General features: G+C 73.2%; 23 protein-coding genes. 13 read left to right on the forward strand and 10 right to left on the reverse strand.

Annotated elements, in window-relative coordinates; genetic code table 11:
* The first annotated feature begins 7 nt into the window (after positions 1 to 7).
* The 3 genes from NJ376_RS20770 to NJ376_RS29020 all read left to right on the forward strand — a co-directional run bounded on the left by NJ376_RS20770 (position 8) and on the right by NJ376_RS29020 (position 1,900).
* Positions 8 to 328 carry a DUF167 family protein gene (locus NJ376_RS20770; protein ID WP_252955201.1) on the forward strand — a complete coding sequence of 107 codons (321 nt, stop codon included), beginning with the start codon at positions 8 to 10 and terminating at the stop codon, positions 326 to 328.
* Entirely contained in the window at positions 325 to 1,170 is an 846-nt protein-coding gene (folD, locus tag NJ376_RS20775) for a bifunctional methylenetetrahydrofolate dehydrogenase/methenyltetrahydrofolate cyclohydrolase FolD (protein WP_252955202.1), read from the forward strand. Before NJ376_RS20770 ends, folD begins: the two co-directional genes overlap by 4 nt.
* Before the next feature lie 127 nt (positions 1,171 to 1,297).
* Positions 1,298 to 1,900 carry a DUF2934 domain-containing protein gene (locus NJ376_RS29020; RefSeq protein WP_305880007.1) on the forward strand — a complete coding sequence of 201 codons (603 nt, stop codon included), beginning with the start codon at positions 1,298 to 1,300 and terminating at the stop codon, positions 1,898 to 1,900.
* A gap of 255 nt (positions 1,901 to 2,155) precedes the next feature.
* Here the strand turns inward: NJ376_RS29020 and der are convergent, their stop codons facing one another.
* From der to NJ376_RS20800, 3 genes are all read right to left on the reverse strand, one after another.
* Positions 2,156 to 3,502, reverse strand: a complete 1,347-nt coding sequence (gene der, locus NJ376_RS20790; RefSeq protein ID WP_252955203.1) for a ribosome biogenesis GTPase Der — start codon at positions 3,500 to 3,502, stop codon at positions 2,156 to 2,158.
* Between the two features lie 222 nt (positions 3,503 to 3,724).
* On the reverse strand, positions 3,725 to 5,068 hold the full coding sequence (locus tag NJ376_RS20795) for an outer membrane protein assembly factor BamB family protein (RefSeq protein ID WP_252955221.1): 1,344 nt from the start codon (positions 5,066 to 5,068) through the stop codon (positions 3,725 to 3,727).
* A gap of 23 nt (positions 5,069 to 5,091) precedes the next feature.
* The gene (locus NJ376_RS20800) at positions 5,092 to 5,736 is read right to left on the reverse strand and encodes a tetratricopeptide repeat protein (protein ID WP_370288501.1); all 645 of its coding nucleotides are present in this window, start codon (positions 5,734 to 5,736) and stop codon (positions 5,092 to 5,094) included.
* Between the two features lie 83 nt (positions 5,737 to 5,819).
* Here NJ376_RS20800 and NJ376_RS20805 point away from each other — a divergent pair, with 83 nt between their 5' ends.
* On the forward strand, positions 5,820 to 6,320 hold the full coding sequence (locus tag NJ376_RS20805; protein ID WP_252955204.1) for a hypothetical protein: 501 nt from the start codon (positions 5,820 to 5,822) through the stop codon (positions 6,318 to 6,320).
* Positions 6,321 to 6,591: 271 nt separating this feature from the next.
* Here NJ376_RS20805 and NJ376_RS20810 read toward each other — a convergent pair whose 3' ends face one another.
* Positions 6,592 to 7,344, reverse strand: a complete 753-nt coding sequence (locus NJ376_RS20810; protein WP_252955205.1) for an SDR family NAD(P)-dependent oxidoreductase — start codon at positions 7,342 to 7,344, stop codon at positions 6,592 to 6,594.
* Positions 7,345 to 7,470: 126 nt separating this feature from the next.
* On the opposite strand from NJ376_RS20810, the gene NJ376_RS20815 reads away from it, so the two are divergent.
* Positions 7,471 to 8,142 carry a tyrosine-protein phosphatase gene (locus tag NJ376_RS20815; protein ID WP_252955206.1) on the forward strand — a complete coding sequence of 224 codons (672 nt, stop codon included), beginning with the start codon at positions 7,471 to 7,473 and terminating at the stop codon, positions 8,140 to 8,142.
* A 217-nt stretch (positions 8,143 to 8,359) separates the two neighbouring features.
* Here NJ376_RS20815 and NJ376_RS20820 read toward each other — a convergent pair whose 3' ends face one another.
* The 4 genes from NJ376_RS20820 to lysA form a co-directional block, all read right to left on the reverse strand.
* The gene (locus NJ376_RS20820; RefSeq protein ID WP_252955207.1) at positions 8,360 to 13,198 is read right to left on the reverse strand and encodes a beta strand repeat-containing protein; all 4,839 of its coding nucleotides are present in this window, start codon (positions 13,196 to 13,198) and stop codon (positions 8,360 to 8,362) included.
* A 393-nt stretch (positions 13,199 to 13,591) separates the two neighbouring features.
* Positions 13,592 to 13,963 (reverse strand): VOC family protein, encoded by a 372-nt coding sequence (locus NJ376_RS20825; RefSeq protein WP_252955208.1) that lies wholly within the window; start codon positions 13,961 to 13,963, stop codon positions 13,592 to 13,594.
* Positions 13,964 to 13,973: 10 nt separating this feature from the next.
* Complete coding sequence (locus tag NJ376_RS20830) at positions 13,974 to 16,577, reverse strand: TIGR02302 family protein (protein ID WP_252955209.1); 2,604 nt, start codon at positions 16,575 to 16,577, stop codon at positions 13,974 to 13,976.
* Positions 16,577 to 17,920, reverse strand: coding sequence for a diaminopimelate decarboxylase (gene lysA, locus NJ376_RS20835; RefSeq protein WP_252955210.1), 1,344 nt, complete (start codon positions 17,918 to 17,920; stop codon positions 16,577 to 16,579). Before lysA ends, NJ376_RS20830 begins: the two co-directional genes overlap by 1 nt.
* A gap of 320 nt (positions 17,921 to 18,240) precedes the next feature.
* Between lysA and NJ376_RS20840 the strand changes: the two genes are divergently transcribed.
* From NJ376_RS20840 to NJ376_RS20850, 3 genes are all read left to right on the forward strand, one after another.
* Entirely contained in the window at positions 18,241 to 19,377 is a 1,137-nt protein-coding gene (locus tag NJ376_RS20840) for a CaiB/BaiF CoA transferase family protein (protein WP_252955211.1), read from the forward strand.
* A gap of 101 nt (positions 19,378 to 19,478) precedes the next feature.
* Entirely contained in the window at positions 19,479 to 19,844 is a 366-nt protein-coding gene (locus NJ376_RS20845; protein ID WP_252955212.1) for a hypothetical protein, read from the forward strand.
* Complete coding sequence (locus NJ376_RS20850) at positions 19,844 to 20,167, forward strand: hypothetical protein (RefSeq protein ID WP_252955213.1); 324 nt, start codon at positions 19,844 to 19,846, stop codon at positions 20,165 to 20,167. Before NJ376_RS20845 ends, NJ376_RS20850 begins: the two co-directional genes overlap by 1 nt.
* 32 nt (positions 20,168 to 20,199) lie before the next feature.
* On the opposite strand, the gene NJ376_RS20855 is transcribed toward NJ376_RS20850, so the two are convergent.
* The gene (locus tag NJ376_RS20855; RefSeq protein ID WP_252955214.1) at positions 20,200 to 20,625 is read right to left on the reverse strand and encodes a DUF1810 domain-containing protein; all 426 of its coding nucleotides are present in this window, start codon (positions 20,623 to 20,625) and stop codon (positions 20,200 to 20,202) included.
* Positions 20,622 to 21,554, reverse strand: coding sequence for a Bug family tripartite tricarboxylate transporter substrate binding protein (locus tag NJ376_RS20860; RefSeq protein WP_252955215.1), 933 nt, complete (start codon positions 21,552 to 21,554; stop codon positions 20,622 to 20,624). Before NJ376_RS20860 ends, NJ376_RS20855 begins: the two co-directional genes overlap by 4 nt.
* Before the next feature lie 107 nt (positions 21,555 to 21,661).
* Between NJ376_RS20860 and NJ376_RS20865 the strand changes: the two genes are divergently transcribed.
* From NJ376_RS20865 to NJ376_RS20885, 5 genes are all read left to right on the forward strand, one after another.
* Positions 21,662 to 22,441, forward strand: coding sequence for a class II aldolase/adducin family protein (locus tag NJ376_RS20865; protein ID WP_252955216.1), 780 nt, complete (start codon positions 21,662 to 21,664; stop codon positions 22,439 to 22,441).
* A gap of 111 nt (positions 22,442 to 22,552) precedes the next feature.
* A complete protein-coding gene (locus NJ376_RS20870; protein WP_252955217.1) occupies positions 22,553 to 22,960 on the forward strand; it encodes a VOC family protein in 408 nt (135 codons plus the stop codon).
* A complete protein-coding gene (locus NJ376_RS20875) occupies positions 22,950 to 23,981 on the forward strand; it encodes a Bug family tripartite tricarboxylate transporter substrate binding protein (protein ID WP_252955218.1) in 1,032 nt (343 codons plus the stop codon). The genes NJ376_RS20870 and NJ376_RS20875 overlap by 11 nt, the downstream gene beginning before the upstream one ends.
* Before the next feature lie 12 nt (positions 23,982 to 23,993).
* On the forward strand, positions 23,994 to 25,673 hold the full coding sequence (locus NJ376_RS20880; protein ID WP_252955219.1) for a thiamine pyrophosphate-dependent enzyme: 1,680 nt from the start codon (positions 23,994 to 23,996) through the stop codon (positions 25,671 to 25,673).
* A gap of 177 nt (positions 25,674 to 25,850) precedes the next feature.
* The coding region (locus tag NJ376_RS20885) for a tripartite tricarboxylate transporter substrate-binding protein (protein WP_252955220.1) at positions 25,851 to 26,191 on the forward strand (341 nt) is incomplete at its 3' end.

Below are 26,191 nucleotides of genomic sequence, written 5' to 3' on the forward strand. Positions count from 1 at the left end.
GGGGCGCATGGGCGAGGGCAGCGCGCCCTGGTGGCGGGCGGAGCCGGGCGGCGGCATCGCGGTGCGGGTGAAGGTGCAGCCCCGGGCGCGGCGCGCCGGCCTCGGCGGCACCGCCCCGGCGGCGGATGGCCCGCGGCTGCGCATCGCGGTGACGGAGGCGCCGGAGGATGGCCGGGCCAGCCGCGCTGCCTGTGCCGCCCTGGCCGCGGCGCTGGGCGTCGCCCCCTCCGCCGTGCAGCTTGCGCAGGGCGCCGCCTCCCGCGAGAAGACCCTGATGGTGAGCGGCGATCCCGCGCTGCTCGGACCGAGGCTGGAGGCGCTGGCATGACGGCCCGCATCATCGACGGCAAGCTTGTGGCGGAGCGGCTGCGCGCCGGCCTCGCCGCCCGCATCGCGACGCTGCCCTTCCGCCCGGGGCTCCGGGTGGTGCGGGTGGGGGATGACCCCGCCTCCGGCATCTATGTCCGCAACAAGGACCGGGCGGCGGCGGCGGCGGGCTTCGACAGCGCCACGCTGCACCTGCCCGCCACCACCACCGAGGCCGAGCTGCTGGCGGTGATCGCCCGGCTGAACGCCGACCCGGCGGTGGACGGCATCCTCGTCCAGCTCCCCCTGCCGCCGCAGATCCGGGCGGAGGCGGCGATCGACGCGGTGGACCCGGCGAAGGATGTGGACGGCTTCCATCCGTTGAATGCCGGGCGGCTCGCCTCTGGCCAACCTGGCCTCATGCCCTGCACCCCGAAGGGGGTGATGCATCTGCTGCGGGAGGCGGGGGCGAGCCTGCGCGGGGCCCGCGCCCTGGTGCTCGGCCGCAGCCAGATCGTCGGCCGGCCCATGGCGCAGCTGCTGCTGGGGGCGGATTGCACCGTCACCATCGCCCATTCCCGCACCCGTGACCTGGCGGCCGAGTGCCGGCGGGCGGAGATCTTCGTCGCCGCGGTCGGCCGGCCGGAGATGGTGCGGGGAGATTGGGTGGCGGAGGGTGCCATCGTCATCGATGTCGGCATCAACCGCACCGCGGCGGGGAAGCTGGTGGGGGACGTGGCCTTCGCCGAGGCCGCCGCCCGCGCCGCCGCCATCACCCCGGTGCCGGGGGGCGTCGGCCCTATGACCATCGCCTGCCTGCTGGAGAACACGCTGGAGGCCGCCCTGGCCCGACGCCAGGGCTGAGCCGCCGCGCCGGCCGGGGCAGGCGTGTCCCCGGCCCGGTGGCCCCTGCGAAGCTGCGGCCCATCCGCCGAGAGACGAAAGCGGGCGCCCGGCGTTCCACTTGGCTGTTGGACCAGGGGAGCGACCCATGTCGGATGAGGACCGGATTCAGCGCCGCGCCTACGAGATCTGGGAACAGGAGGGGCGGCCCGAGGGCCGGCATGAGGAGCATTGGGCACAGGCCCGCCGCGAGGTGGCGGAGGAGGAGGAGGGCTCTGGCGCTGCCGGTGTAGAGCCTGCTGGTGTCGAGCCTGCCGGTTCCGGTGCGGAGACCGAGACCGAGGCGGGGGCGGACCCGGCCACGCCGCCGCAGATGCCAGTCTCGGGAGTCCCGGGCGGCCAATTCGGTGGCGAGGGCGCCGGCAATCTGTCGGGTGGCGTGGGCACGACCCTGAACCAGGGCTCGGGCGCGGCGGGCGGGGATGGTGGCCCTCTGGGCGGCGCGGGCAGCGCCGGCGCGCATGGCCCGGGGGTTGGTGCGAGCCTGACGGAGAGCCCCACCCGCATCGGCCCGGCCCCTGCCGCGCCGGATGATGCGGGGCCGGGCATGGCCGATCCCGGCTCCGCACATGGCCCCTCCGCCGCCGATCGCGGCAAGGGGGGCGGTGGTGGTGGCGGCGGTGGCGGAGGCAGTGGCGGCACCGGCGGGGAGACCCGGCGGGGGCGGCGCGGGCGGTCGGGGCGGCGATGAGGTGTCGGCTGCGGCATCATCGGCCGGGGGTGAGACGATCCGGGATGCAGGCGTGGCGGCCCCGGCGCCTTGGCTTGGGGTCGCAGGCTGGCGACGCTTGATGCCGTGATGCCGTGATGCCGTGATGCCGTGATGCCTGCGGCCCTGGTGCGGGGCGGACCGTGGCGGCTATGCGAAGGGCCGGTCCTTGCCGCTCCGAGGCGGCACCGCAGGATGGCGGGAGCGTTCCGCCTGCGTCAAGGCGCCTCGCCTATCTCAACCCTCCGCCTCCGCATAGGGGTTGCTCGTCCCGCGCGTCTGCAGCCGCACCGGCACGCCGGGCATGTCGAAAGCCTCGCGGAAGCCGTTCACCAGGTAGCGGCGGTAGTCCTCCGGCAGCTCCTCCGCCCGCGTGCCGAACACCACCACCGTCGGCGGCCGCGCCTTCGGCATGGTGGCGTAGCGCAGCTTGATCCGGCGGCCATCCACCAGGGGCGGGGCATGGCGCGACAGCATCGCCTCGAACCAGCGGTTCAGCTCGCCGGTCGGGATGCGGCGGTTCCACAGCGCATAGGTGGCGCGGACGGCGGGCATCAGTTTCTCCACCCCGCGGCCGGTCTGGGCGGAGAGCGGCACGACGCTGAGGCCCTTGAGCTGGGCAAGGCTCGCCGTCAGCACGTCGTCCAGCCGCTTGCGCGCCGCCGTGCGGTCCTCCACCGCGTCCCATTTGTTGAGGGCGATGACGACGGCGCGGCCCTCGCGCTCGGCGAGGCGGGCGAGGCGCAGCTCCTGCTCCTCCATGCCCAGCAGCGCGTCCAGCACCAGCACCGCCACCTCGCACTCCTTCAGCGCGGCGATGGAGGCGGCGGCGGACATCTTCTCCAGCGCCTGCTCGATCCGGGCCTTCTTGCGCAGGCCGGCCGTATCGACCAGCCGCACCTTGCCGCCCGTGCTGTCGGTCCACTCGACGGCGACCGAATCGCGGGTCAGGCCCGGCTCCGGCCCGGTGATCATCCGCTCCTCGCCCAGCAGGGCGTTGAGCAGGGTGGATTTGCCGGCATTGGGGCGGCCGATGATGGCGAGCCGCAGCGGCCGGTCGGGCCCGCCCTCCTCCTCCTCCGCCGCCACCTCGGGCAGGGTCTCGCGCACCGCGTCATGCAGCCCGCCCATGCCGTCGCCATGCTCGGCGGAGACCGGGATGGGGTCGCCGAGGCCGAGCTCATAGGCCTCCAACGCCGCCTGGGTGCCGAGGCGGCCCTCCGCCTTGTTGGCCACCAGCAGCACCGGCACCGCCTGGCGGCGCAGCCAGGTGGCGAAGGCGCGGTCGCCGGGGGTCAGGCCGCTGCGGGCATCGATCACGAAGAGGACCAGATCGGCCTCCCGCACCGCGGCCTCGGAGCTGGCGCGCATGCGGCCCTGGATGGTCTCGGGCGGGGCTTCCTCGAGGCCGGCGGTGTCCAGCAGCCGGACCTTGCGGCCGCCGATGCGGGTCTCGCCCTCCTTGCGGTCGCGGGTGACGCCCGGGGTGTCATCGACGATGGCGATCTTCCGGCCCACCAGCCGGTTGAACAGCGAGGATTTGCCGACATTGGGCCGGCCGAGAATGGCGATGGTGGGGAGCATAGGGGCTATGTAGGGCGGCGGAGCGCCGTTGTCGCCTCGGACTTCGGCGTTTCGCTCCTCGGACAACACGGCGGCACCCCCTGGCGGCAGGACCAGGGCGGCTGCCGCTACCCGGACCGCCCGGTGTCCTGCCGCGGCTTGGCCGTGGCAGGCTGTGCAAGGCCTCGGTAATCCATCGACTCCAGGGCCCCCACGGAGCCGCGTCAGCGGCTTCGTGGGGAGTTAGGCCCCGGGCCGCATCGCCACCAGATTGGCGTCCTCGGTCAGCAGGTAGAGCGTCTCCCCCGCCACCGCCCCGGCCTGCAGGCAGGCGGCAGAGAGACGGTTGCGGGCGATCAGCTCGCCATCCACCGGGTTCACCTCCACCATCTGGCCCAGCGTATTGGTCACGAGCAGCCGGCCGCCGGCCAGCAGGGGCGGGCCCCAGGTGAGAGGGTCGCGCCGCTTCTCCTCGTCCCGGTAGCGGCCGAGCGAGCGGAGCCAGCGCACCCTGCCGTCATCCCGGCCGAAGCAGACCAGATCGCCACCGGTGCTCACCAGGAAGAGCGCATCTCCGGCGGCCCAGGGCGTCTCGGCTGAAGCCACCTCCCGCTCCCAGATCCGGCGGCCGGAGCGGAGATCGATGGAGATGGTGATGCCGCCGAGGCCGGTGGCGAAGACCCGGTTGCGGTCGATCACCGGCAGCGCCGTAATGGCGGCGATGTCCGCCAGCCCGCCGCCGCGGGCGGAGGCCAGGGTCTCGCTCCAGGCGGCGCGGCCATCCCCGGCGCGGATCGCCGCCAGCTCGCCGGAGCCGAAGCCGGCCACCACGATCTCCCCCATCACCGCCGGCGCCGGCAGGCCGAGCGCCATGGTGGTGGTGGGCTGGCCGCGATAGGTCCAGAGCCGGCTGCCATCCTCGACCGAGAGGGCGAGGAGCTGATTCTCCGTGGTTGGGACGTAGATGCGGTTGCCGGCGATGGTCGGGGCGCCGCGGGCCGGGGCGGGCAGGGAGACGCGCCAGCGCGGCTTGCCGTCCTCCGGGTTCAGCGCCAGCAGCTCCGCCATGCCGGTGGCGACATAGAGCGTGCCCTCGGCGAAGCCGAGGCCGGCACCGAGCGCACCGTCGCTGTCCCGGTCCGGCCGCGTGTCGAAGGACCAGCGGCGGCGGCCGGTGGCGGCGTCCAGCGCCGTCACCTCGCCATAGACATCGGAGGCATAGGCGGTTCCCCCCGCCACCACCGGCGGGGCGACCAGCCGGCGGCGATAGCCGGAGCCGCTGCCGATGGAGCTGGACCAGGCCTGCCGCAGCCCCGTGCCGAGGGCGGGATGGCCCGGGGCATGGCTGATGGTGCCGCCCGCCTGCGGCCATTCCGCGACCGCTTCCGGGGCGGGCAGGTCGATCGGCCGGACATCGCCCTCATCCACGCCGAGCGGGCGCTCGGCGGCCAGCACCGGCCGGCGTTCCCCGGGCAGGGGGCGCTTCCGCTCGCCGAAGACGTTATCGAAGGTGTCGGTGATGGTCTCGCAGCCGGCGAGCAGACCGGCGCTGCCGAGCAGCGCGGCCCTTCGGGTCGTGCCCCGCATTCGTCCCCCTTGCCCCCCCTGCATCAGCCCCCCAACCCCGCCAGCAGCCGGCCGGCCCGGTCCCGCACCCCCTGGGGGGCCAGCGGGTCCGCGGCCAGGGCGGTCAGGCGCTGCTTCGCCTGCTCCGTCTCGCCCCGCTGCAGCGCGGCCAGCGCCAGCACCTCCGCCGCCGAGGCCCGCCAGGGGCCGTTGGCAAGCGGCGCCAGGCGGGATTCGATCGCGGCGGCATCGCCGCCATCCAGCGCATGCATGCCCCAGAGCAGGGTGGCAAGGTCGCGATAGAGCGGATCTGCGCTGGCGTCCTTCGCCACCCGGTCCCAGCTCGCCAGCGCCGCCTCGCGCTCCCCCGCCTCGGCCTGCAAGGCGGCGGTGCGGAGCAGGGCCAGCACCCGGTAGCCCTCCGGCGCGGCGGCGGCCAGGCTGGCGAAGCGATCGGCCAACGCCTTGCGGTCGGGCTCGGGCGCCGTCGTGGCCTGGCTGGCGGCCAGATAGGCGGCGCCGGCCTTGGTGGCTTCCTGCCCCTGCCACCAGCGCCAGCCCTGCCAGCCCCCGGCGCCGAGGATGACGAGCACGGCCAGCCCCGCCACCACCCCGCCATAGCGGGCGAGCAGGCGCCGGGCGCGCTCGGCGCGAAGGTCTTCCTCCACCTCGTCGAAGATATCGGCCACGCGGCGAAGCTTTCTCCCAGGGGCGCGGCGTGCATAGCAGCCGATTGGCGGGGCGTTAAGCCCAAGCGGGCTCCACTGCCGGGATGCGCCCCTGCTTCCTCCTCCCGCTCCTGCTGCTGCCGGCCTGCGAGGCGGCGGTGCCGCTGACCGCCGGCCTGGGCGTCGCCCATGTCGCGTCGGTAACCATCATCGGGCGGACCCTGCCGGATGCGGCGGTCTCGCTCGTCAGCGGGCGGGAGTGCTCCTCGGTGCGGCTGGAGCGCGGCCTATCCTATTGCCGGACGGAGGAATTGCCGCCGGAGCCGCCGCCCTACTGCACCCGCTCCCTCGGCCGGGTGGATTGCTGGCGCAGCCCGCCCCTGGCCGTCCCGCGCCAGGTGGGGGTGGCGGATGGCCGGACCAGCCTGACCGCGTTGCAGGAGGCGCACCGGACCCGGCGCTGGGGCGACCTGTTCTGGGACCACCCGGACCCGGCGGAAACGGCGCGGCCCGTGGCGGCGCCGGCGGCGGTGGCGATGCCGGTGCTGGAGCCTATCGCCGCCCCGCGCGCTCGAGGGGAAATGGTTGGGTCGCCGGCGCCGTGAGAAGGCGGGGCGCCGCCCCAGACCCCGGCAGGGGCGCTGCCCCCATTGGCGGCAGTGCCGCCAACCTCCGCCGGGGACCGGACCGGTCCCCGGACCCCGGTGTGAGTTTCAGGCCCGCTGATTCAGCCTGCAGCGCCCCCGCCGAACCGCGTCGCTTGGCGCCTGACGCGGCTTCGCCGCGGCAGGCTGTGCGAGGCCCCGGGTAGCAGGCGCCATCCGGGGCCCCCATGACGTCGCGCAGCGACGTCATGGGGAGAAACGTCATGGGGATCTAACAAGCCAGGTAGCCGCCATCCACATGCAACTCGGCGCCGGTGATGTAGCTGGACTCGTCCGAGGCGAGGAACAGGATGGCATTCGCCACCTCATCCACCTCGCCGGACCGGCCGAGCGGCACATGGCCGAGCATCTTGGCGCGGAACACCGGATCGGCCGTGGCGCCGCTGGTGCGCATCGGCGGCATCAGCCCGGGATGCACGCTGTTGCAGCGGATCCCCGCCGCCCCCTCCTGCGTCGCCACGGATTTCGTCAGCAGCCGCACCGCCGCCTTGGAGGCGTTGTAGGCGCAATGGATGCGTTCCTGCCCCACCACGCCGGAGATGGAGGAGAGATTGATGATGCTGCCCCCGCCGCCCTTCCGCATGGCCGCCACCGCGTATTTGGTGCCGAGGAAGACCCCCCGCCCGTTCACCGCCATGATCCGGTCCCAGAGCCCGGTGTCGTAGAGATCGTTGGTGGCGCTGCCGCTGATGCCGGCATTGTTCACCAGCACATCCAGCCGGCCCCAGCGCGAAACGGCATCGCCCACCGCCGCCTCCCACTGCGCCTCCTCCGTCACGTCCAGCCTGCGGAACACCGCGGTGCCGCCGGCGGCCTTGATGCCGGCCACCACCGCCTCGCCCTCCGCCTCCAGCATGTCCGCGACCATGACCTTCGCCCCCTCCCGCGCGAAGATCCGGGCGGTGGCGGCCCCCATGCCGGAGGCGGCCCCCGAAATGATGGCGATCTTGTCGGCGAGGCGCATGACGTATCCTTCCCCTCCTGCGGCGTGGTTGGCGGCAGCCTCGCCCGGCCGGGGCGCCGGGGCAAGCGGCATCGCCACCGGTCACCCTACTGGCGATTCGCGGCGCCGCACCCCATACCCGGGCGCATGACCGCCCCTTCCGCCCTCGGCCGGGCTGCCCCCGGCCATCGCGCCTGGCTGAACAGCCTCTTCGTGGACCACGCCCTGCTGCGGCTGGGCTGGCGCAATTGGGGGGTGGTGGAGAGCGGCCGGCTCTACCGCTCCAACCACCCGCTGCCCTGGCAGCTCAGGGAGGCGACGCGCCGCTTCGGGCTGCGCAGCGTGGTCAACCTCCGCGGCCATCGCGCCGATTGCGGCTCGGACCAGCTCGGCCGGGCGGCGGCGGCCTCGCTCGGCCTCCTCCATGTCGATGCGCCCTTCGAGAGCCGCGGGGCGCCGCACAAGGACCGCATCCTGCGCCTGGCCGAGATCTTCCGCACCCTGCCGGAGCCGGTGCTGATCCACTGCAAATCCGGCGCCGACCGCACCGGCCTCGTCGCCGGGCTGTGGCTGCTGCTGCAGGGGCGGCCGGTGGCGGAGGCGGCGGCGCAGCTCAGCCTGCGCTTCGGCCATGTGCGGCGGAGCCGGACCGGCATCCTGGACGCCTTCTTCGCCGCCTATGCCGCGGCGCAGGCCGAGAGCGGCAAGCCTTTCCTCGACTGGCTGCGGGAGGAGTACGACGAGGCGGCGCTGCGCCGCAGCTTCCAGTCCCGCCCTTGGGCCGACCGGCTGGTGGATGGCGTGCTGCGGCGGGAATAGGCGCGACCGCCTGATGCCAAGGGCCGTCGATCGTGACCGATCAAGGCCCTCAGTCGCCGAGCGGACCACGCGGCATTCGCGGGCCGCTTGCGCAGCCTCGGCACCCGTTGAAGACCGGTGCCGCTGGCATGAGGCGCCCTTCGCGCCGCCGGGTAGGGCGCCTCGCGGCGGGCACGCGCGGCGGCCGAGGCACCGCACCCCGGCGGCCGCGGGGCGTTCAGCCGAACAGCAGGTCCCCGGCGCCGAGCTGGCCCGGCAGCACGCCCTGCAGGGTCAGCGTCTCGCCATCGGCAAGGCTCAGCAGCAAATCCCCGCCCTGCGGCGTGCCGAGGGCCAGCAGCGCAGCCAGGCTGTGCACCCCGTAGCCGAGGAGCTGCAACCGGTCCACGCCCGGCGTGAAATCGCCGATGACGTCGCTGCCCTGGCCAGCCTGGACGATGAAGAGGTCGGCGCCCGCCTCGCCGAACAGCACGTCATTACCGCCCATGCCGTTCAGCGTGTCGTCCCCCGCGCCGCCCAGCAGCCGGTTCGCCGCCGTGCTGCCGATGAGGGTGTTGTTCAGGGCGTTGCCTACGCCGAAGACGAGGCTGCCGCGCAGCACCAGCCCCTCGATATTGGCGGGAAGGTAGTAGCCGGTGCCGCCGGTGTCGGCGATGATGGTGTCGTCGCCCTCGCCGGGGCGCTCGAAGACCAGGTCCTCCGGCGCATCCACGAGGAAGAGGTCGTTGCCCGTCCCGCCATGGAGCTGGTCGGTCTCGCCGAGGCCGCTGGCGCCGTCCAGCGTGTCCTGGCCGGCGCCGCCGAAGAGGTAGTCGCTGCCCGCGCCGGCCGCCAGGCTGTCATCGCCATCGCCGCCAAGGAGCGTGTCGCTGCCCGCGCCGCCGAAGACGCTGTCCTGCCCCTCCTCGGCGAGGATGAGGTTGTTGCCCTCATTGCCGGTGATGCGGTTGTCGCCCGCATTGCCGATGCCGAAGAGGTCGCCGGCGCCGGAGGCCAGGATCAGCACCTCGATCTCCGGCGACAGGGCGTAGCCGACGCCCGCCATCACCGTGTCGATACCTTCGCCGGCGCGCTCCGTCACCCTGTCGGCCGGGTCGTCGATGTAAAAGAGGTCGTCGCCGGCGCCGCCGATCAGCCAGTCGGCGCCGCTGCCGCCCTCCAGCGTATCGTTGCCGTCGCCGCCGAAGACCGTGTCCTGCCCTGCACCGCCGGCCAGGGAATCGCGCCCGCCCTGGCCGGCCAGGAGATCCTCCCCCGCCTCCCCCAGCAGCGTGTCCGGGGCATCGGTGCCGGAGAGGGTGTCGTTGCCCTCGCCGCCCCAGAGGATGGCGCTGCTGCCGGAGAGGGCGAGGAGGATGGCATCGTGGCCGGCCCGGCCCTCGAACCGCTCGACATTGACGATGGCGCCGGGCGTCGCGCGCAGATCCAGCAGGTCGTTGGCCGCGGTATCGACCCAGCGGTCGAAACCATCCCCGCCATCGACGCTGTCGCGGAAGATGGCGGCGTTGGTGAAGCTGAGGGTCCAGGCGGTGACGGGGTCGAGTCGCAGCAGCAGACTGCCGGTGAAGCTGCCATCCGCGTCGGAGAGGACGACATCGTCCCCGGCGCCGCCGAGCAGCGTGTCCGCGCCGGTATAGCTGCCGAGATAGTCGTCGCCGTCGCCGCCCTCCAGCCAGTCATCGCCCGGCCCGCCATAGAGCGTGTCGCTGCCGCCGAGGCCGAGGATGGTGTCGTTGCCGTCGGCGCCATCGAAGACATTGGCCGCGCCATTGCCGGTGAAGCTGTTGCCGAGGCTGTTGCCGATGATGAAGCCCGTCGCGCCGGCGCTCTCGGTCAGGAGCAGCGCCTCGGCATTGGCCGGCAGGTCGAAGGCGAGGGCAGCGATGATGGTGTCGCTGCCCTCCCCGGCGAGCTCCATCACCACATCGCCGGCATTGTCCACGAAGAAGAGGTCGTTGCCGCGGCCGCCCTCCATCCGGTCGGCGCCGGCGCCGCCATCGATGGTATCGTCGCCCGCGCCGCCGATCAGGGTGTTGGCGGCGCTGCTGCCGAGGATGCTGTCGGCGAAGTCGCTGCCGCGAAGATTGGCGATCAGCACCAGCGTGTCCACGCCGCCCCAGCCATCCCGCACCTGACCGGCGCCGAGATTGGCCTGGATGCCGGCCGGGTCCCCGGCGTAATCCGCAGTGACGAGGGAGCCGGCATAGGGCGCGCGCAATAGGTCGTTGCCGGCGAGGCCGCGCAGGAAGGTAAGGGTGCCGGCCAGGGCGAGGCCGGTCATGTCGTCCGAGAGCTGGCTGCCCCAGGCGCTCTCGATGTTGCGCAGCGTGTCCGTGCCGCCCCACTGGTCGGTGGCGATGCCGAGGGTGAGGTTCAGCCAGATGCCCTGGGTCGGCAGGGCGGAGCCGGGGGCGAGCACGTCGTAGAAGGCAGTGTCGTGGCCCCCGCCGCCATCCAGCGTGTCGTTGCCCGCGGCGCCGGCCAGGCGCTCATCGGCGGCGGAGCCGGTGATGCTGTCATTCCCCGCCCCGCCCACCGCCACCTGGATATTGGCGAGGCGGTCGGTGCCGCCGGGCTTCAGCGCATAGGCGCTTTCGACGATGCTGCCGAAGCTGGTGCGGGCCAGCATGATGGTGACGTTGCCGCTGCCCGCGTAGCGGTACTCGTTGATGCCGCCGCCGCCATCGACGGTCTTGTTGCCATTGGTGCCGGAGAGGATGACGTCGTCGAAGGCGGAGCCGAACAGCGTGTCGTGGAAGGCGCTGCCGAGCAGCACGCGGCGGATGTTCACCAGCGTGTCGGTGCCGCCCCAGCCATCCGTCGCGGTGCCGAGGGCGAGGTTGACCGCCACCGCCGCCGGGCTGTTGGCGTAGGAGAGCTGGATGCCGGTGGTGCCGTTGCCGATGATGCGGTCATGGCCGCCGCGGCCCTCCAGCGTCAGGGCGTAGAAGCTGGTGGCGGCGGCGCTGGCGTCGATCGTGTCGTTGCCGCTGGTGGCGGTGAGGGCGTGGACGAAGCTGAAGCGGTCCGTGGCGCCGCCCGGCTTCGCCACCGTGCCGGCATAGGCGCCGGTGAAGATGACGGAGAGCGGGCCGGCGAGGCCCGCATAGGTCAGCGCATTGCCGGCGCCGGCGCCGCCGGAGATGAGGTCGCTGCCGCCGCTGCCGGTGATGACCTCGCCGAGGCTGCCGCCGGTGAGGGTATCGTCGCCCGCCGTGCCGGCGAGGGCATAGCCGCCGCCAAGCTCGAGCAGCGTGCCCGCGTAGAAATCCGCCGCGCCGATCGTGACATCCGCATCGCTGCCGCCGAAGCGGGCGACGAAATCCCCCGCGCCCAGCACCCCGTCCCGGTCGAGGTCCAGCACCAGCCAGCCCCCCGCCGCCTGGCCGGCGACCAGAGCGGGGATCCAGAAGAGCTGATAGGCATCCAGCCCGCCCAGCCATTGCCGCGGCAGCGACTGGCCGAGGCTGAGGCTGCCCTGCGGGGTGAGCAGGGCGCCGCTGAAGACCAGCGGCCGGGCGATGCCGTCGGCGCCGGTATAGGTGCCGGCGGTCGCCCCGCTGCCGTCGCTGCGGCCCCAGAAGGCATCGCTGATCCGGATGCGGTCGCCGTCCGCCCGGCTGAAGCCGATGATGCTGTCCATGGCCGAGAGGCTGGACCAGGCGGCCTCCCCCATCGCCTGCAGCAGCAGGATGTCGGCGCCCGCGCCGCCGATGATGGTGTCGGCGCCCGGCCCCCCCTCGATGCTGTCGTCGCCGGCGCCGGCATCCAGGTAATCGTTGCCGGCGCCACCGATCAGCAGGTCGGCCTCCGCGCCGCCATAGAGGGTGTCCTGGCCGGCGCCACCATCCAGCGTGTCCTGGCCGGCGCCGCCTACCAGCCAGTCACCGCCCGCCTCGCCGGCCAGGCGGGCATGGCCCTCGCCGCCATCCAGGCTGCCATCGCCGCCAAGGCCCGCCCGGGTGTCGTTGCCGGCGCAGCCGAGGATGCGGTCCCCGCCGCCGCCGCCCACCAGCCAGTCACCGCCCTCCTCGCCGGCCAGGCGGTCATGGCCCTCGCCGCCATCCAGGCTGTCATCGCCCGCGCCGCCGGCCAGGCTGTCATCGCCGCCAAGGCCCGCCAGGGTGTCGTTGCCGGCGAAGCCGAGGATGCGGTCCCCGCCGCCGCCGCCCACCAGGCTGTCCGCACCGATGGTGCCGGTGCTGCTGAAGGTGCCGGCGGCGAAGCTCGCCGCGGTGATGGCGGCGCCGCCGGTATCGACCCGCGCCGTGAAATCCCCGGCGCCGAGCACGCCGTCGAAATTCAGGTCGGCGAGCAGCCAGCCGCCGGTCGCATCCGGCTGCCAGTAGAGGGTGTAGGCTTGGCCGCCGCTGCGGTCCGCCAGCGCGATGCCGGCGGCCAGCGTCGCGCGCGTCGGCAGGCTGCCGCCGAAGCCGATGGGCCGCAGGGGCAGGCCGGTGGCGGCGAAGCTGCCACTGGCGATGGCGAGGATGTCGCCGCCCACGGTCTGGCCGCGGAGGATGAGCAGGTCCCCCTCCGCGGCGTTGAAATCGGTGATGCGGTCGATGCTGCCGAGGCTGCTCTCCACCACTCCGGTGCCCTGCAGCACGAAGCGATCCGCCCCGCTGCCGCCGGTGAGCACATCCTGGCCGGCGCCGCCCAGCAGCGTGTCATCGCCCGCGCCGCCGAGCAGCGTGTCGTTGCCCGCGCCGCCTTGCAGCGCATCCTGCCCGCCGCCGCCTGCAAGACTGTCGGCATAGGCGCCGCCCACCAGCCTGTCATCGCCGCTGCCGGCGGTGAAATGCAGCTCCTCGATCCCTGTCGCGCTTGTGCCGGCAAGGTCCGAGACGAGGTGGGGAGCGAGGAGGTAGAGCTCGGTGCCCGTGGTGGCGGCGCTGCGGTCCACCACCGCACGGTCCAGCCCCACCCCACCATCCAGCGCGTCGAGCCCGGCGCCCGCCAGGAGCGTGTCGTCGCCGGCCAGGCCAAGCAGGGAACCGGCGCCGTCCGTGCCTTGCAGCAGGTCGTTGCCGGGGGTGCCGGTGACGGTCGCCATGGCTCTCCCACCCGTGGCCGAAGGGGTGGAGGTTCAGTGGCCCGGGACCGCAAGCCTAGGGGCGGAGCGGTTGAGAAAGCCTGAAACCGCCGCATGCAGGGCGCGCGACATGCCGACCGATGCCGGTCCACGGGCGCGCGGCCGCGATGTCCCTCAGCCTAGAGCATGCTGCGTTCGCTTGCGCGCACGCAGCATGTTCTAGGCCGTTGTTTTGCGAGCATCTTCACGCGTTCAGATGCGTCCATCTGAACGCGATCTGCTCTAGCGCGCCGCCGCCACGCCAACCCTGGGCGCGGTACCCGGCGGCGCGATATGCCGGCCGCGGCGGATCCGGGACGCCCGGCACCTTGCGCAATGACCAGCCTTGACCGGCAGGACCCGCGGGGGCGGGTGTCAGCCGCGCGGGAAGGTGGCCGCCTCCAGCCGGTTGCCGTCCGGGTCCAGGATGAAGGCGGCGTAGTAGCCCGTCATCGCCGCGGCGCGCGGGCCGGGGGCGCCGTCATCCCGGCCGCCCGCCGCCAGGGCGGCGGCGTGGAATGCCCGCACCGCCGCCTCATCCGGCGCGCGGAGGCAGAGATGGTGGCCGGTGCCGGCCGGCGCCGCATGCCCCTCGCGCAGATTGAGCCACAGCTCCGGATAGCGCTTCCCGTAGCCGAGCTGGCGCGGCCGCTCCACCAGCCTGGCGAGGCCGAGCGGGCGGAGGACCGCATCGTAGAAGCCGCCGAGCGCCAGGGTGCTGACCGGGATGGAGACGTGGTCGATCACGGCCGCCGCCTCAGAACCGCTTCAGCAGCCGGTCGATATAGTCCAGCTCCTCGGCCGGGCGCTCGCGCTCGGCGCCGCGGCGGCGCAGCTCCTCCTGCAGCCGGCGGGTGCGGAGCAGCTCGGCCTCCTCCGGCACCCGGGTATCGGCGCCGTTGTCGGCGGTGCCGTTCACGTCGCGGGTGCGGCGGCCGAGCGGGTCGCGCCCCTCGCCCTGGCCCTGCGCCTGGTCCTGGCCCTCGCCGCCGCCCGGCTGGTCGCCCGCCATGTCCTGCGGGTCCCCGTCCTCGTCGCCCTGCTGGGCGCCCTGGCCGAATTGGCGCTGCATGCTCTGCGCCATCTGCCGCCCGCCCTCCTGCAGGGCGCGCAGCGCGCGCTGCTGCGCCTCCCGCGGATCGGCGCCGCCGCGCAGCTGCTCCTGCGCCTCGCGCATCGCCTGGTCGGCGCGGCCAAGGCCTTCCGGAATCTCCCCGGTCAGGTCGCCGAATTGCTGCATGAGCTCACCCAGCGCGCGGCGCAGGGCGCGCTGGCGGCGGCCATCCTGCTCGGTCTCTGCCTGGGCCTCCGGGCCGCGCTGCGGCGGCTCCTGGGCTTGTGGCGGCTCCGGCGGCCAGCGCAGGCTGGGCAGGGGGCGCTGCAGCTGGCGCTGGCGCTGGGCCCGCTCCCGCTCCTCGCCCTCGGCGCGCTGGTGGCTGCGGTCCAGCATGTCCGACTGGCGGCGGACCATGTCCTGCACCACGCCCATCTGCTGCTGGCCGCGCTCCCGGCGCTGCTGCCGCTCGGCGCTCTCGCTGCGGCTGGTGCGGCCCTCCTCCAGCGCCTTCAGCATCTCCTCGAGTTCCGCCAGCTCACGCTTTGCATCCTCGGTGCGGCCCTCGCGCGCCGCCTCCTCCATGCGGCGGGTGCGGCGGTCCATCTCCCGCTGATCCATCAGGCGGGATTGCGGATCGAAGGGGATGGCCTCGGCATTCTCGCGCTGCAGCCGCTCGGCCAGCGCCTCCAGGTGCTGGCGGATGGCGTCGCGCAGCTCCTGGATCCGGCGCTCGATCTCGGCCCGCTGCTCGGCCTGGGCGGGGTCGTCGCGCGGCATCTGCTCGGCCTGCTCCAGCGCCTCCCGCAGCGCCTCCCGCGCCTGCTGCAGGGCGCGCAGCGTCCTGCCGTCCCGGCCTTCCTCCAGCGCCAGGGCGGTCTCCCAGAGGATGTCCTGCACCTCGCCCACCGCCTCCGCCCGCCGGTCGAAGGCGAGGCGGGAGCGGGCGCTGCGCAGCGCCAGATAGGTGGCGGTGTCATGCTCGAAGGCCTCGGGGGCCTGGGCGATCGCTTCCAGCTCCTGCCGCGCCGGGGTGCGGCGGTTCGGGTCCAGGGAGAGCTGGCGGCGCAGCGCGATCAGCCGCTTCGCCACCGGGTGGTTGAAGCTGCGCTCCGGCAGGGCGAGGGTGGCGGGCTCCGACATGCCCTCCTGCCCCGCCCCATCGCGGGCGACGAGCTTCGCCTCCACCTCCAGCCCCGCCCAGGGATGCGCGGAAAGGTCCGGCTGGCCGGCGCCGCGGGCGGATTTCGGCAGCCCGCCGGGCAGCGGCAGATCCAGCACCAACGGCGCGGCGCCCGGGCGGGCCACCAGGCGCAGCTCGGCGCGCAGCCCGGCCAGGCCCCAATCATCCTCCGCCCGCCAGGGCAGGCGGGTGGCAAGGCCGCGCTGGGCGCGGCCCGGCGGCTCGGCGAAGGCGACGCTGGGCGGGGCATCGGCCTGGACCGAAAGGCTCCACTGCACCAGCTCCGACCCGTTGCGGCGGATGGCAATGGGTTGGCCGGCGGTGAGCATGGTCTCGGCAGTGAAGCTGCCGCCATCCAGGGCGCGGAAGGGCTGGGTGCCGGCGCCGGTGACCAGCTCCGGCGCCGCGAGGCCCATGCCGCCGGAGAGCGAGACCTGCAGCTTGCTGCCGGCGGGCACGGTGGCGGCGCCGCCATTCGGGTCGAGGAAGATGGGCGCGGCGCCGGTATAGGCGGGCGGCGTCACCCAGGCCTCCAGCTTCAGCCCGGGCGCCGGCGGCAGCCCGGCCCAGCTCGGCTGGAAGGCGCGCAGCAGCAGGCGCGGCGCATCGGCGCCGGCGATGACCAGCGCCGCCACCAGCCCCAGCAACACGGCGGCGCGGAGGGCGCGGGGGTCGCGGGCCGGCAGGCCGGGGCGGGGCGCGCGGAGCGTCAGCCGGCCAAGGGCGGCGGCGGCTCGCTGCCGGTGCACCTGCCAGAGGGCGAAGGCCGTCGGGTCATCCCCGGCCGGGCGGTCCGAGAGGGCGGCGAGGGGGCGGTGGCGGAGGCCGGAATCCCGTTCCAGCCGGCGCTCCGCCCCGGCCTCATCCGGCCAGGCCAGACCATGGAAGCCGCGCCAGAGCAGGAAGCCGAGGCCGGCGCCGAAGCCGGCCAGCAGCAGCAGGTGCAGCCAGGGCGGCAGCCGCGCCGGCACGTCCAGCAGGGCGAGGATGGCGAAGAGCCCGAGCAGGCCGAGCGGCGGCCAGGCGCGGGGCCAGAGGGTTTCCCACCACAGGGCAAGGCGGGCGAGGCGGCGCTGTCGCCGCAACCTGCCGCCAAGGGCGCCCGGAAGCGGGTCTGGCTGCATCAATCGCTCTCCCAGGGGGGCAGGCGCTGGCCGGCGAGCAGCGCCTCCTGGCTCTGCCGGTCCCGCACCACCGCGAAGCGGGCGCCGTCCACCATGACCTCCGCGGCCAGGGGGCGCATGTTGTAGGTGCTGCTCATCACCGCGCCGTAGCCCCCTGCATCGAGGAGGGCGACGAGCGCCCCCGGGTGGAGAGATGGCAACGCCCGGCCCCGGGTGAAAGTGTCCCCGGTCTCACAGACCGGACCCACGACATCGGCGGGAGAGAGGGGGGAGGCCGCCGCGGCCGCCGAGACCGGCAGGATCCCGTGCCACGCCTCGTACATCGCCGGGCGGATCAGGTCGTTCATCGCGGCGTCGAGCACGAGGAAGCGGCGGGAGGGGGTCTGCTTCTGCAGCACCACGGAGGCGAGCAGCACCCCGGCGGGACCCGCGATCCAGCGCCCCGGCTCCAGCATCACCGGCAGGCCGAGCGGGCCGATCGTGGATTTGATGGCGCCGGCCAGCGCCTCCGGCAGCGGGGCGGGCTCGTCCCGGTAGGGGATGCCGAGGCCGCCGCCGCAATCGATGTGCAGGACCGGCAGGCCCCGGGCCAGCAGCTCCTGCGCCAGCTCCGCCAGCCGGGCATAGGCGGCGCGGTAGGCGGCCATGCCGCTGGTGATCTGGCTGCCGATATGGGTGGCGAGGCCGACCGGCGCGAGGCCGGGCATGATGGCCAGCCTGGCATAGAGGGCGGGAGCCTGGTCGATGCCGATGCCGAATTTGTTCTCCGAGCGGCCGGTGGTGATCTTGGCGTGGGTCCGGGCATCCACATCCGGGTTCACCCGGAGGGCGACCCGGGCGGTGCGGCCGAGCGAGGCGGCGAGGGCGGACAGCATCTCCGCCTCCTCCACGCTCTCGAGGTTGATCTGGGCGATATCCTCGGCGAGGGCCAGGCGCAGCTCCCGCTCCGTCTTGCCGACGCCGGAGAAGACGATGGCGGAGGCCGGGATGCCGGCGGCGCGGGCGGCGCGCAGCTCGCCCTCCGAGACCACATCGGCGCCGAGCCCCTCAGCCGCCAGCACATGCAGCACGGCGAGGTTGCTGTTCGCCTTGACCGCGTAATGGATGCTGGCGCGGAGGCCGGCCTCGGCCAGGGCCCGTTTCAGGGCGCGGGCGCGGCGGCGGAGGGTGCCGGCGGAATAGACCCAGGTCGGAGTGCCAACGACCTCGGCGATGCGGGCGAGCGGCACCTCCTCCACCAGCAACCCGTCCTGGGCGTGGAGGCTGAGGGCGGGGCGGGCGGCGATCAGCTCGGCGAAGCCGGGATCGGGCGTTTCGGCGGAGAGCGGGAGAGGAGAGGCCATCCCGCCATTGTGCGGCGCGGGAGGGGGTGGGGACAAGCGGAGCGTGGCGGCGCCGGGGGCGGCCCAGGGCCGCAGGCGCGGCATTGCGAAGCCGGGGCTCGCCCGGGGATGCGCTACGGGCAGCGCGGCCCGGCCTTCGCGCCCTTCGGCGGGAGGCGGCGCCGGTCGGGGCGATGCCCGTCCGGGCAGGGCGGGGCTTGGCAAGGCCCGCCCCGGTGCAAGGATGGTGCCGAGGCGGTCGATTCAGCCACTGCCGCCCCGCTTGACCGCGCCCGGCGCGGGGGCGAGCCTTGCCGCGGAACGTCCCGGGATGAGAGCGCATGTTGCCGCTGGAAGGCGTGAAGGTTGTCGAGATCGGCCAGAACCTGGCCGGACCCTATGCCAGCGAGATCCTCGGCATGCTGGGGGCGGAGGTGGTGAAGATCGAGCGGCCGGAGGGCGACGACGCGCGCGGCTGGGGGCCGCCCTTCCATGCCGGCATCGCCACCAGCTTCCACGCGGTGAACCGCAACAAGCGCAGCATCGCGCTGGATTTGAAGGACAAGGCGGCCTGCGACTGGCTGCGCGGTTTCATCGGCACGCGGGACATCTTCATCCAGAACATGCGGCCGGGCTCGCTGGAAGCCTTCGGACTGGGGGCGGAGGCGCTGCGGGCGGCGAACCCGAAGCTGATCTACTGCTCCCTGCACGCCTTCGGCGCCAAGGGGCCGCTGGCGCTGAAGCCGGGCTATGAGCCGATCGTGCAGGCCTTCACCGGCATGTTCAGCGTGAACGGCTCGGCCGAGGCGCCGCCCGCCCGCGTCGGCATGCAGGTGCTGGATCTCGGCACCGGCGTCTGGGCGGCGCTGGGCTGCCTCGCCGCGCTGCAAAGGCGGCACCTGACGGGGGAGGGGGGCGTGGTGGACACCTCGCTCTTCGAGACCGGCCTCGGCTGGATGGCGCAGCATTTCTGCGGCTATTTCGTCAGCGGGCGGCAGCCGCCGCGGCACCGCAGCGGCAACCCGAAGCTGATCGTCTTCCAGGCCTTCGACACGTTGGACGGCGAGATCGTGGTGGCCGCCGCCAATGACCGGCTCTTCGCCAAGATGACTTCGGTGTTGGGTCACCCGGAATGGGGCGCCGATCCGCGCTTCAAGACCAATGCCGACCGCATCGCCCACCGCGAGATCCTGCTGCCGCTGCTGGAAGGCGAGATGCGTAAGCGCAGCAGCGCGGATTGGGCGGAGGCGCTGGAGGCGGCGGGGATTCCCTGCTCCCCGATCCACGACCTGGCGGGGGTGGAGGCGCATCCGCAGACCGCGGCGCTCGACATCATCCAGGAGATGCCGGGCTACGGTCTGCGCGGGATCGGCCTGCCGGTGAGCTTCGACGGCGCGCGGCCGGCAACGCGCCAGGGCGCGCCGGCGCTGGGCGAGGCGAATGCGGAATTCGGCGCGCCGGTGCCGAAGAAGGGCTGACGGAACGCCGCGTTGGGCCGTGCGCCTGCCAAGTGGCTTGCGCTCCGCCGCCGCTGCGTCCAGAACGGCGCCGCACCGGATAGTTGTGGGCGGCGGCGACCATGCGACACCTGATCCCGCTGGCTGGCCTCATGCTGCTGCCGCCCGGCCCGGTGCGATCGCAACCGCTGCCGGACCGGCAGCCCGGCCTGTTCCGGGTGGTGAACGCCACCGACCAGGACGGCATGCAATTCTACCTCGTCCGCCCGGGCGAGGCCTGGGGGAACAGCCGCATCGGCCATCCCCTGGCGCCCGGTGCGGCGCTGACCCTGCGGGCGAGCCCCGCCAGCGGCTGCAAGGTGAATCTGCGGCTGGTGCTGGCGGATGGGCAGGAAGTGGGCGCTCGGGACCATGACATCTGCGCGCTGCCCACGGTCACCCTGCACCGCCCGGGCCTGCCGCCTCCGGCGCGCGGGCGCCTGGCCTGATGCGCATCGTGAACCACACCGGGCGCGACGCCATGCAGCTCTACCTCGCCAATGCCGGTGCGCCTTTGGGCGCCAATCGGCTGGTCCGCCCTCTGGCGGACGGCGCCGCCCTGCTGCAGCGGGCGGGGCCAGGGGCAAGCTGCCTCGTCGATCTGCGCCTGGTACTGGCCGACGGGGAGGAGGAGGTGCGGCGGGGCCACGATGTCTGCGCCTGGCCGGCCATCGTGCTCGGCAACGCGCCGCCCCGCCCGGCCCCGGGCGGTGGCGCCCCAAGGCCCCCCGCTTCTCCGGAGCGGCGGGGGCCTTCCACCAAGCATACCTGACCGCCTTTGCTCCGGGATGGGGACGCCGGACCTCAGCCGCGCGCGAGCCGGTCGAGCGTCAGCCTGTCCCGTTCCCCGCCGCAAGGGCCGGCGATGGCGTCCTCGAACACCGAGCCCGGCGGCGCGGCCGCGGCGAAGAGCGTCATGCAGGAGCGGAACTTCATGTCGTCCGGGCTGCCGAAGATCTCATGCAGCGTCCGGCCCTGCACGCCCAGCACCAGCCGCGTGCACTCCTCCAGCCGCGGGCCCAGCACCGGATGCGCCAGATAGGCCCGCGCCTCAGGCAGATCCGCCAGCCCGTACTGCAGCGCCGTCGGGCTGCGGCCGAGCGCGCGGAGCTGCGGGAAGACGAACCACATCCAATGGCTCGTCTTCCGCCCGGCCGCCAGCTCCCGCTGCACCGCCGCCAGCACCGGCGCCTGCGCCGTGACGAACCGCTCCAGCCCCTGGTCGCTCATTCCGGCTCGATCCCTGCCATCTGCACGAAGCGGGCCCATTTCTCCTGCTCCTGCCGCACCAACGCGGCAATCTGCGTGAGGCTCAACGCCTCCGGCACGAAGCCGAATTCCACCAGGCGGGAGCGCGCCGGCTCGGCCAGGATGGCGGCATTCACCAGTGCGTTCAGCCGGGCCGCGACCTCGGGTGGCGTCGCCGCCGGCACCGCCATGCCGAGGAAGCCGGTCAGCACGAAATCCGGCCAGGTCTCGGAGAGCGCGGGCAGGTCCGGCCACCTCGCCCACCGCCCCTGCCGGGTAATGGCCAGCGCCCTTGTCTGGTTCTGCCGCAGCCAGGCATCGCCCGCCGTGGTGTCGACGAAGATGAAGTCCAGCCGCCCGGCCAGCAGATCCGCCAGCGCCGAGCCGATGGCGCGATAGGGCACATCCTGCATCGGCACGCCGGACATCACCGCCAGCAGCGCGCCCGGCACGCGGGAGGAAGCATTGAAATGCCCGAAGAAGACCTGCCGGCGCTTCGCCTCCGCCAGCAGCCCGGCGACGTCCCGGAAGGGCGCCTCCGCCTTCACCATCAGGTAGCTGCCATTGGAGCCGAAGAAGCCGATGGTGGTGAAATCCTTCAGCGGATCATAGGGCAGGTCCCGCACCGTGGAGGGGTTGGCCGAATGAGTGCTGGTGGTGGCCAGCAGCAGCGTGTGGCCATCCGGCGCCGCCTGCTTCACCGCCATGGTGCCGATCACGCCATTGGCACCGGGGCGGTTATCCACGACCACCGGCTGGCCGGTCGTGCCCTCGATATGCTGCCCGATCAGCCGCGCGGTGATGTCGCCGGAGCCGCCCGGGGCGAAGGGCACGATGATGCGCAGCGGCCGCGGCTGGGCCAGGGCGGGGGCGGGGAGCAGCAGCAGGGGCAGGGCGCGGCGGCGCAGCATGGGCAGGGTCCGTGGGCGTTTCCGGTGGCGCCACTGTCGGTCGATCGACCACCCCCTTCAACCCCCGGCGCTTCGCTGCTTCAATGGGGTCCCGGAGGATACCGCCCATGACCATGCATGGCGCTTTGCGCATCGCCCCCCTGCAGGGGTCCGTCTCCGCCGCCGAATGGCAGGCGCGGGTGGACCTCGCCGCCTGCTACCGGCTCTGCGAGAGCTACGGCATGTCCGACATGATCTACACCCACATCACCGCGCGGGTGCCGGACAGCCCGGGCCATTTCCTCATCAACCCCAACGGCATGCTGTTCGGCGAGATCACCGCCTCCTCCCTGCTCAAGGTCAGCCTGGAGGGGGAGATCCTCTACAAGCCGGACCTGCCCTACGGGCTGCACCCGGCGGGCTTCACCATCCATTCCGCCATCTACCGGGCGCGGCCGGATGCCATGGCGGCGATGCACACCCACACCGTCGCCGGCATGGCGGTCTCGGCGCTGAAATGCGGGCTGCTGCCGCTGACCCAGACGGCGACGCGCTTCTATGGCCGCATCGCCTACCATGAGTTCCGCGGGCCGGAGCGCGACCCGTCCGAGCGCGACTCGCTGGCGAGGAGCATCGGCAAGCTGGACTACTGCATCCTGCGCAACCACGGCCTGCTGACGCTGGGGGAGAGCGTGCCGGAAGCCTTCATTGCCATGTGGGGGCTGGAGCGCGCCTGCCAGGCCCAGCTTCAGGCCATGGCCTGCAACACGGAGCTGAACCTCCCGCCGGACGACGTCGTTGCCAAGTCCTGCGAGATGTACACCAGCGGCTCCCGCCGCTACGGGCTGCTGGAATGGCCCGGCCTGCTGCGCAAACTGGACATGCAGGACCCGAGCTACCGGGACTGAGGCGGGCAGGGCGACGCGCCGCCGGCACGCCGGTGGCGCCACGACCAACCGCGCGCCGACTCCGGGGCGCGGCGGACGGGACCGAAAGCGTCCACGCCAGGGAGGACCACCATGAAGCTCACGCTGCACCACGTGAACTACTGCTCGAAGGACGTGCCGGGGATGGAGCGCTTCTACCGCGAGGTGCTCGGCCTCGGGCCGGAACCGACGCTTGCCGCCTCGCGCGTCACCTCCCAGGGCTATGACGGCGCGGTGGCCTTCATGACCGATGGCCAGACGCAATTCCACCTGGCGAAGCAGGATCTCGGCGTCGCCTTCCGCACCGGCCATTCGGTCAACCCGCTGGAACGCGGCCACATCGCCTTCCGCACCGACGACATCGAGGGCTTCAAGCGGCTGCTGGAGGAGAAGGGCGTGCCCTATGCCGATTACGGCAATTGGGCGATGAATGGCTGGTACCAGATCTTCTTCCAGGACCCCGAGGGCAACGTCATCGAGGTCCACCAGGTTGTCGCCTGAGCAGGGCCTGCGGCGCGGGCGTCCGGGCCTGGCGGCGCGGAGCCCATCGCCCCCCGCTGCCGGCCGGCTGCCGCGCCGTGCCCTGCTGGCGCTGCCCTTCCTCGCCCCCGAGGCGCGGGCGGAGGAGGGCTGGCCCAGCCGCCCCGTCCGCCTCGTCATCCCCTTCGGCGCCGGCGGCCCGATCGACGCCATCGGCCGCCTGTTGGCTGAGCATCTGCGCGAACGCCTTGGCCAGCCCTTCGTCATCGAGAACAAGCCGGGCGCGGGCGGCAGCATCGGCATCCGCGCCGTCGTGCAATCCCCGCCGGATGGCACCACCTTCCTGCTGACCAGCGCCTCCCTCGCCTCCGTGCCGGCGCTCTATCCCAGCCAGGGGCTGGATCCGCGCCGGGCGATGACGCCCATCAGCCTGGTGGCCGATGTGCCGACGGCCATGGTGGTGCGGGCGGAGGGCCCCTATCGCAGCGTCGCCGATGTGGTGGCGGCGGCGCGGGCGCGGCCGGCCACGCTCACTTATGGCAGCGGCGGCGTCGGCTCCTCCAACCACCTCTCCGGCGCGCTCTTCGCCCAGGCGGCGGGGCTCAGGCTGGAGCACATCTCCTATCGCGGCGCGGCGCCTTCCATGGTCGCACTCTTCACCGGCGAGATCGACATGGTCTTCGCCAGCACCATCGAGACCCTGCCGCATGTCGCCGCCGGCCGCGCCCGGCTGCTGGGCGTGGCGACGGAGGCGCGGGTGCCGGCGCTGCCCGATGTGCCCGCCATCAACGAGACCATCCCCGGCTATGTGGCGCTGAACTGGTATGCCATCGCCGGGCCGCACGGCCTGCCGGCGCCGGTGCTGGCGCGCTTCGGCGAAACCCTGGCGGCGCTGCGCGACCTGCCGGAGATCAAGGCCCGCTTCGCCGCCGCCGGCACGGCGCCGCTGCTGACCGGGCCGGAGGCTTTGCTGCGGCGGCTGGACAGCGACGTGCCGCAATGGCAGCGCGTGGTGGATGCCGCCGGGATCAAGGTGGAATAGGGAGAGAAACGCATGAGCCGCACGGTGGGCCGCGTCCTGGCCGAAAGCCTCGTCGCGCATGATATCGACACCATCTGGATGGTGCCGGGCGAGAGCTTCCTCGGCCTGACCGACGCGCTGACGGAGGTGCCGGAGGTCCGCCTCATCGTCTGCCGGCATGAGGGCGGGGCGGGCTTCATGGCCGTCGCCGATGGCCGCATGCGCGGCGGCCGCGCCGGCGTGCTGCTGGTCTCCCGCGGCCCGGGCCTGTCCAACGCCATGGTCTCCCTGCACACCGCCTTCCATGACGCGACGCCGCTGGTGGTGCTGTGCGGCCAGGTGGAGCGGAAGGATTTCGGCCGGCTCGCCTTGCAGGAGCAGAATTACTCCAAGCTCCTGGCGGACGTGACCAAGGACGTCATCGAGGTGAACGAGGTGGTGCAGGCGAGCGAGTCGATCGCCCGCGCCTTCCACCTGGCGGAGAGCGGCACGCCCGGCCCCGTCGCCGTCATCCTGCCGGAGGACATCTTCGACGAGCCCTGCGAGACGCCCATCGCCAAGCCCCGCCCGCGCGTCTTCGGCGGGGCGCGGGAGGAGGATCTGGACCAGCTTGCCACCATGCTGGCGCGGGCGGAGCGGCCGCTCATCTGGGTGGGCGGCGCGCTGGCCAATGCCTCGGCGGAGACGCTGGGCGAATTGCAACAGCTTGCCGAGCAATGGGTGCTGCCCGTCTCGCCCACCCATCGCCGGCCGCAGCTGTTCGACGCCGGGCATCCGAATTACGGCGGCTATATGGGCATCCGCGTGCCGAAGCAACTCGCCGATGAGATGAAGAAGGCGGATCTGCTGGTCTCCCTCGGCGAGCGCATCACCGATTCCGTCAGCCAGTCCTACTCCTTCCCCACCGCGCCGGATCCGCAGCTGCCGCTGGTGCAGGTCTGGCCGGATGCCAACGAGATCGGCCGGGTGTTCCGCCCGGATCTCGGCATCGCGGCGGAGCCGGCTTCCGTCATCCGCGCCCTGCTGAAGCGCGGCGCGCCGGAAGGGGCGGCGAAGCGGCAGGGCTGGGTCTCCGGGCTGAACGCCATCCATCGCAAGCTGATGGCGCCGGAATGGGAGAGCACGAGCGACGGGGTGAATTTCGCCGCCATCTGCGTGGAGGTGGCGAAGCATCTCGCGCCGGATGCCGCCGTCACCTCGGATGCCGGGAATTTCTCCTCCTTCATCCATCGCTATATCGGCTTCCGGCCGGGGCAGAATTTCCTGTCCTCCGTCGTCGGCGCGATGGGGGCGGGGGTGCCGATGGCGGTGGCCGCTGCCATTCGCCGCCCGGGCAAGCAGGCCGTCGCCTTCGTCGGCGATGGCGGGGCGCTGATGACGGGGAACGAGATCGCCACCGCCATGCAATATGGCGCGGCGCCGATCATCATCCTCTCCGACAACAAGCGCTACGGCACCATCGGCATGCACCATGAGGTGCGCTACCCGAACCGCCCCTATGAGGACGCGGTGCGGCTGACCAACCCGGATTTCGCCGCCTGGGCGCGGGTCTTCGGGGCGGAAGGGATCACCATCAGCTCCGAGGCCGAGGTGGAGGAGGGCATCGCCCGCGCCTTCGCGGTGAAGACGAAGCCGGTGGTGGTGCATGTGCACACCAGCGCGGTGCAGATGAGCGCCTGGCGCCGGAAGGGCGCGCCGCGCGTGCATGGTTGAGGGGAGCTCCGCTCCCCTCAAACTCCCCTCGCCACAGGCCGAAGGGCCTTTGGAAACCGGGAGTTTGAGGCCCGGCGGCTGAACCTGCCGACTCAAGGGTTCCAAGGGCCTTTCCGCCCTTGGCGGGATGGAGTTTGAGGAAGGGCAGCGCCCTTCCTCAAGAACGGGAGGAACACCATGCGCCTCAATCGCCGCGCCCTGCTGGCTGGGCTGGCCGCCGCATCGCCGCTTCGTGCCCAGCCGGCCTTCCCGGACCGCCCGGTGCGCCTCGTCGTGCCCTATGCGCCGGGCGGTCCCTCCGACATCCTCGCCCGCGCCCTGGCCGCCGCGCTCTATGAGAGCTGGCGCCAGCCGGTGGTGGTGGAGAACCGCCCCGGCGCCGGCAGCACCATCGGCACGGAGGTCGTCGCCCGCGCCGCGCCGGACGGCACCACCCTGCTGCTGGCCGCCACCGCCCATGTGATGAACCCGGCGCTGATGCCGCGCCTCTCCTATGACGCAGTGCGCGGCTTCACTCC

It is taken from the genome of Siccirubricoccus soli, from assembly GCF_024178315.1.
Lineage (GTDB): Bacteria > Pseudomonadota > Alphaproteobacteria > Acetobacterales > Acetobacteraceae > Siccirubricoccus > Siccirubricoccus soli.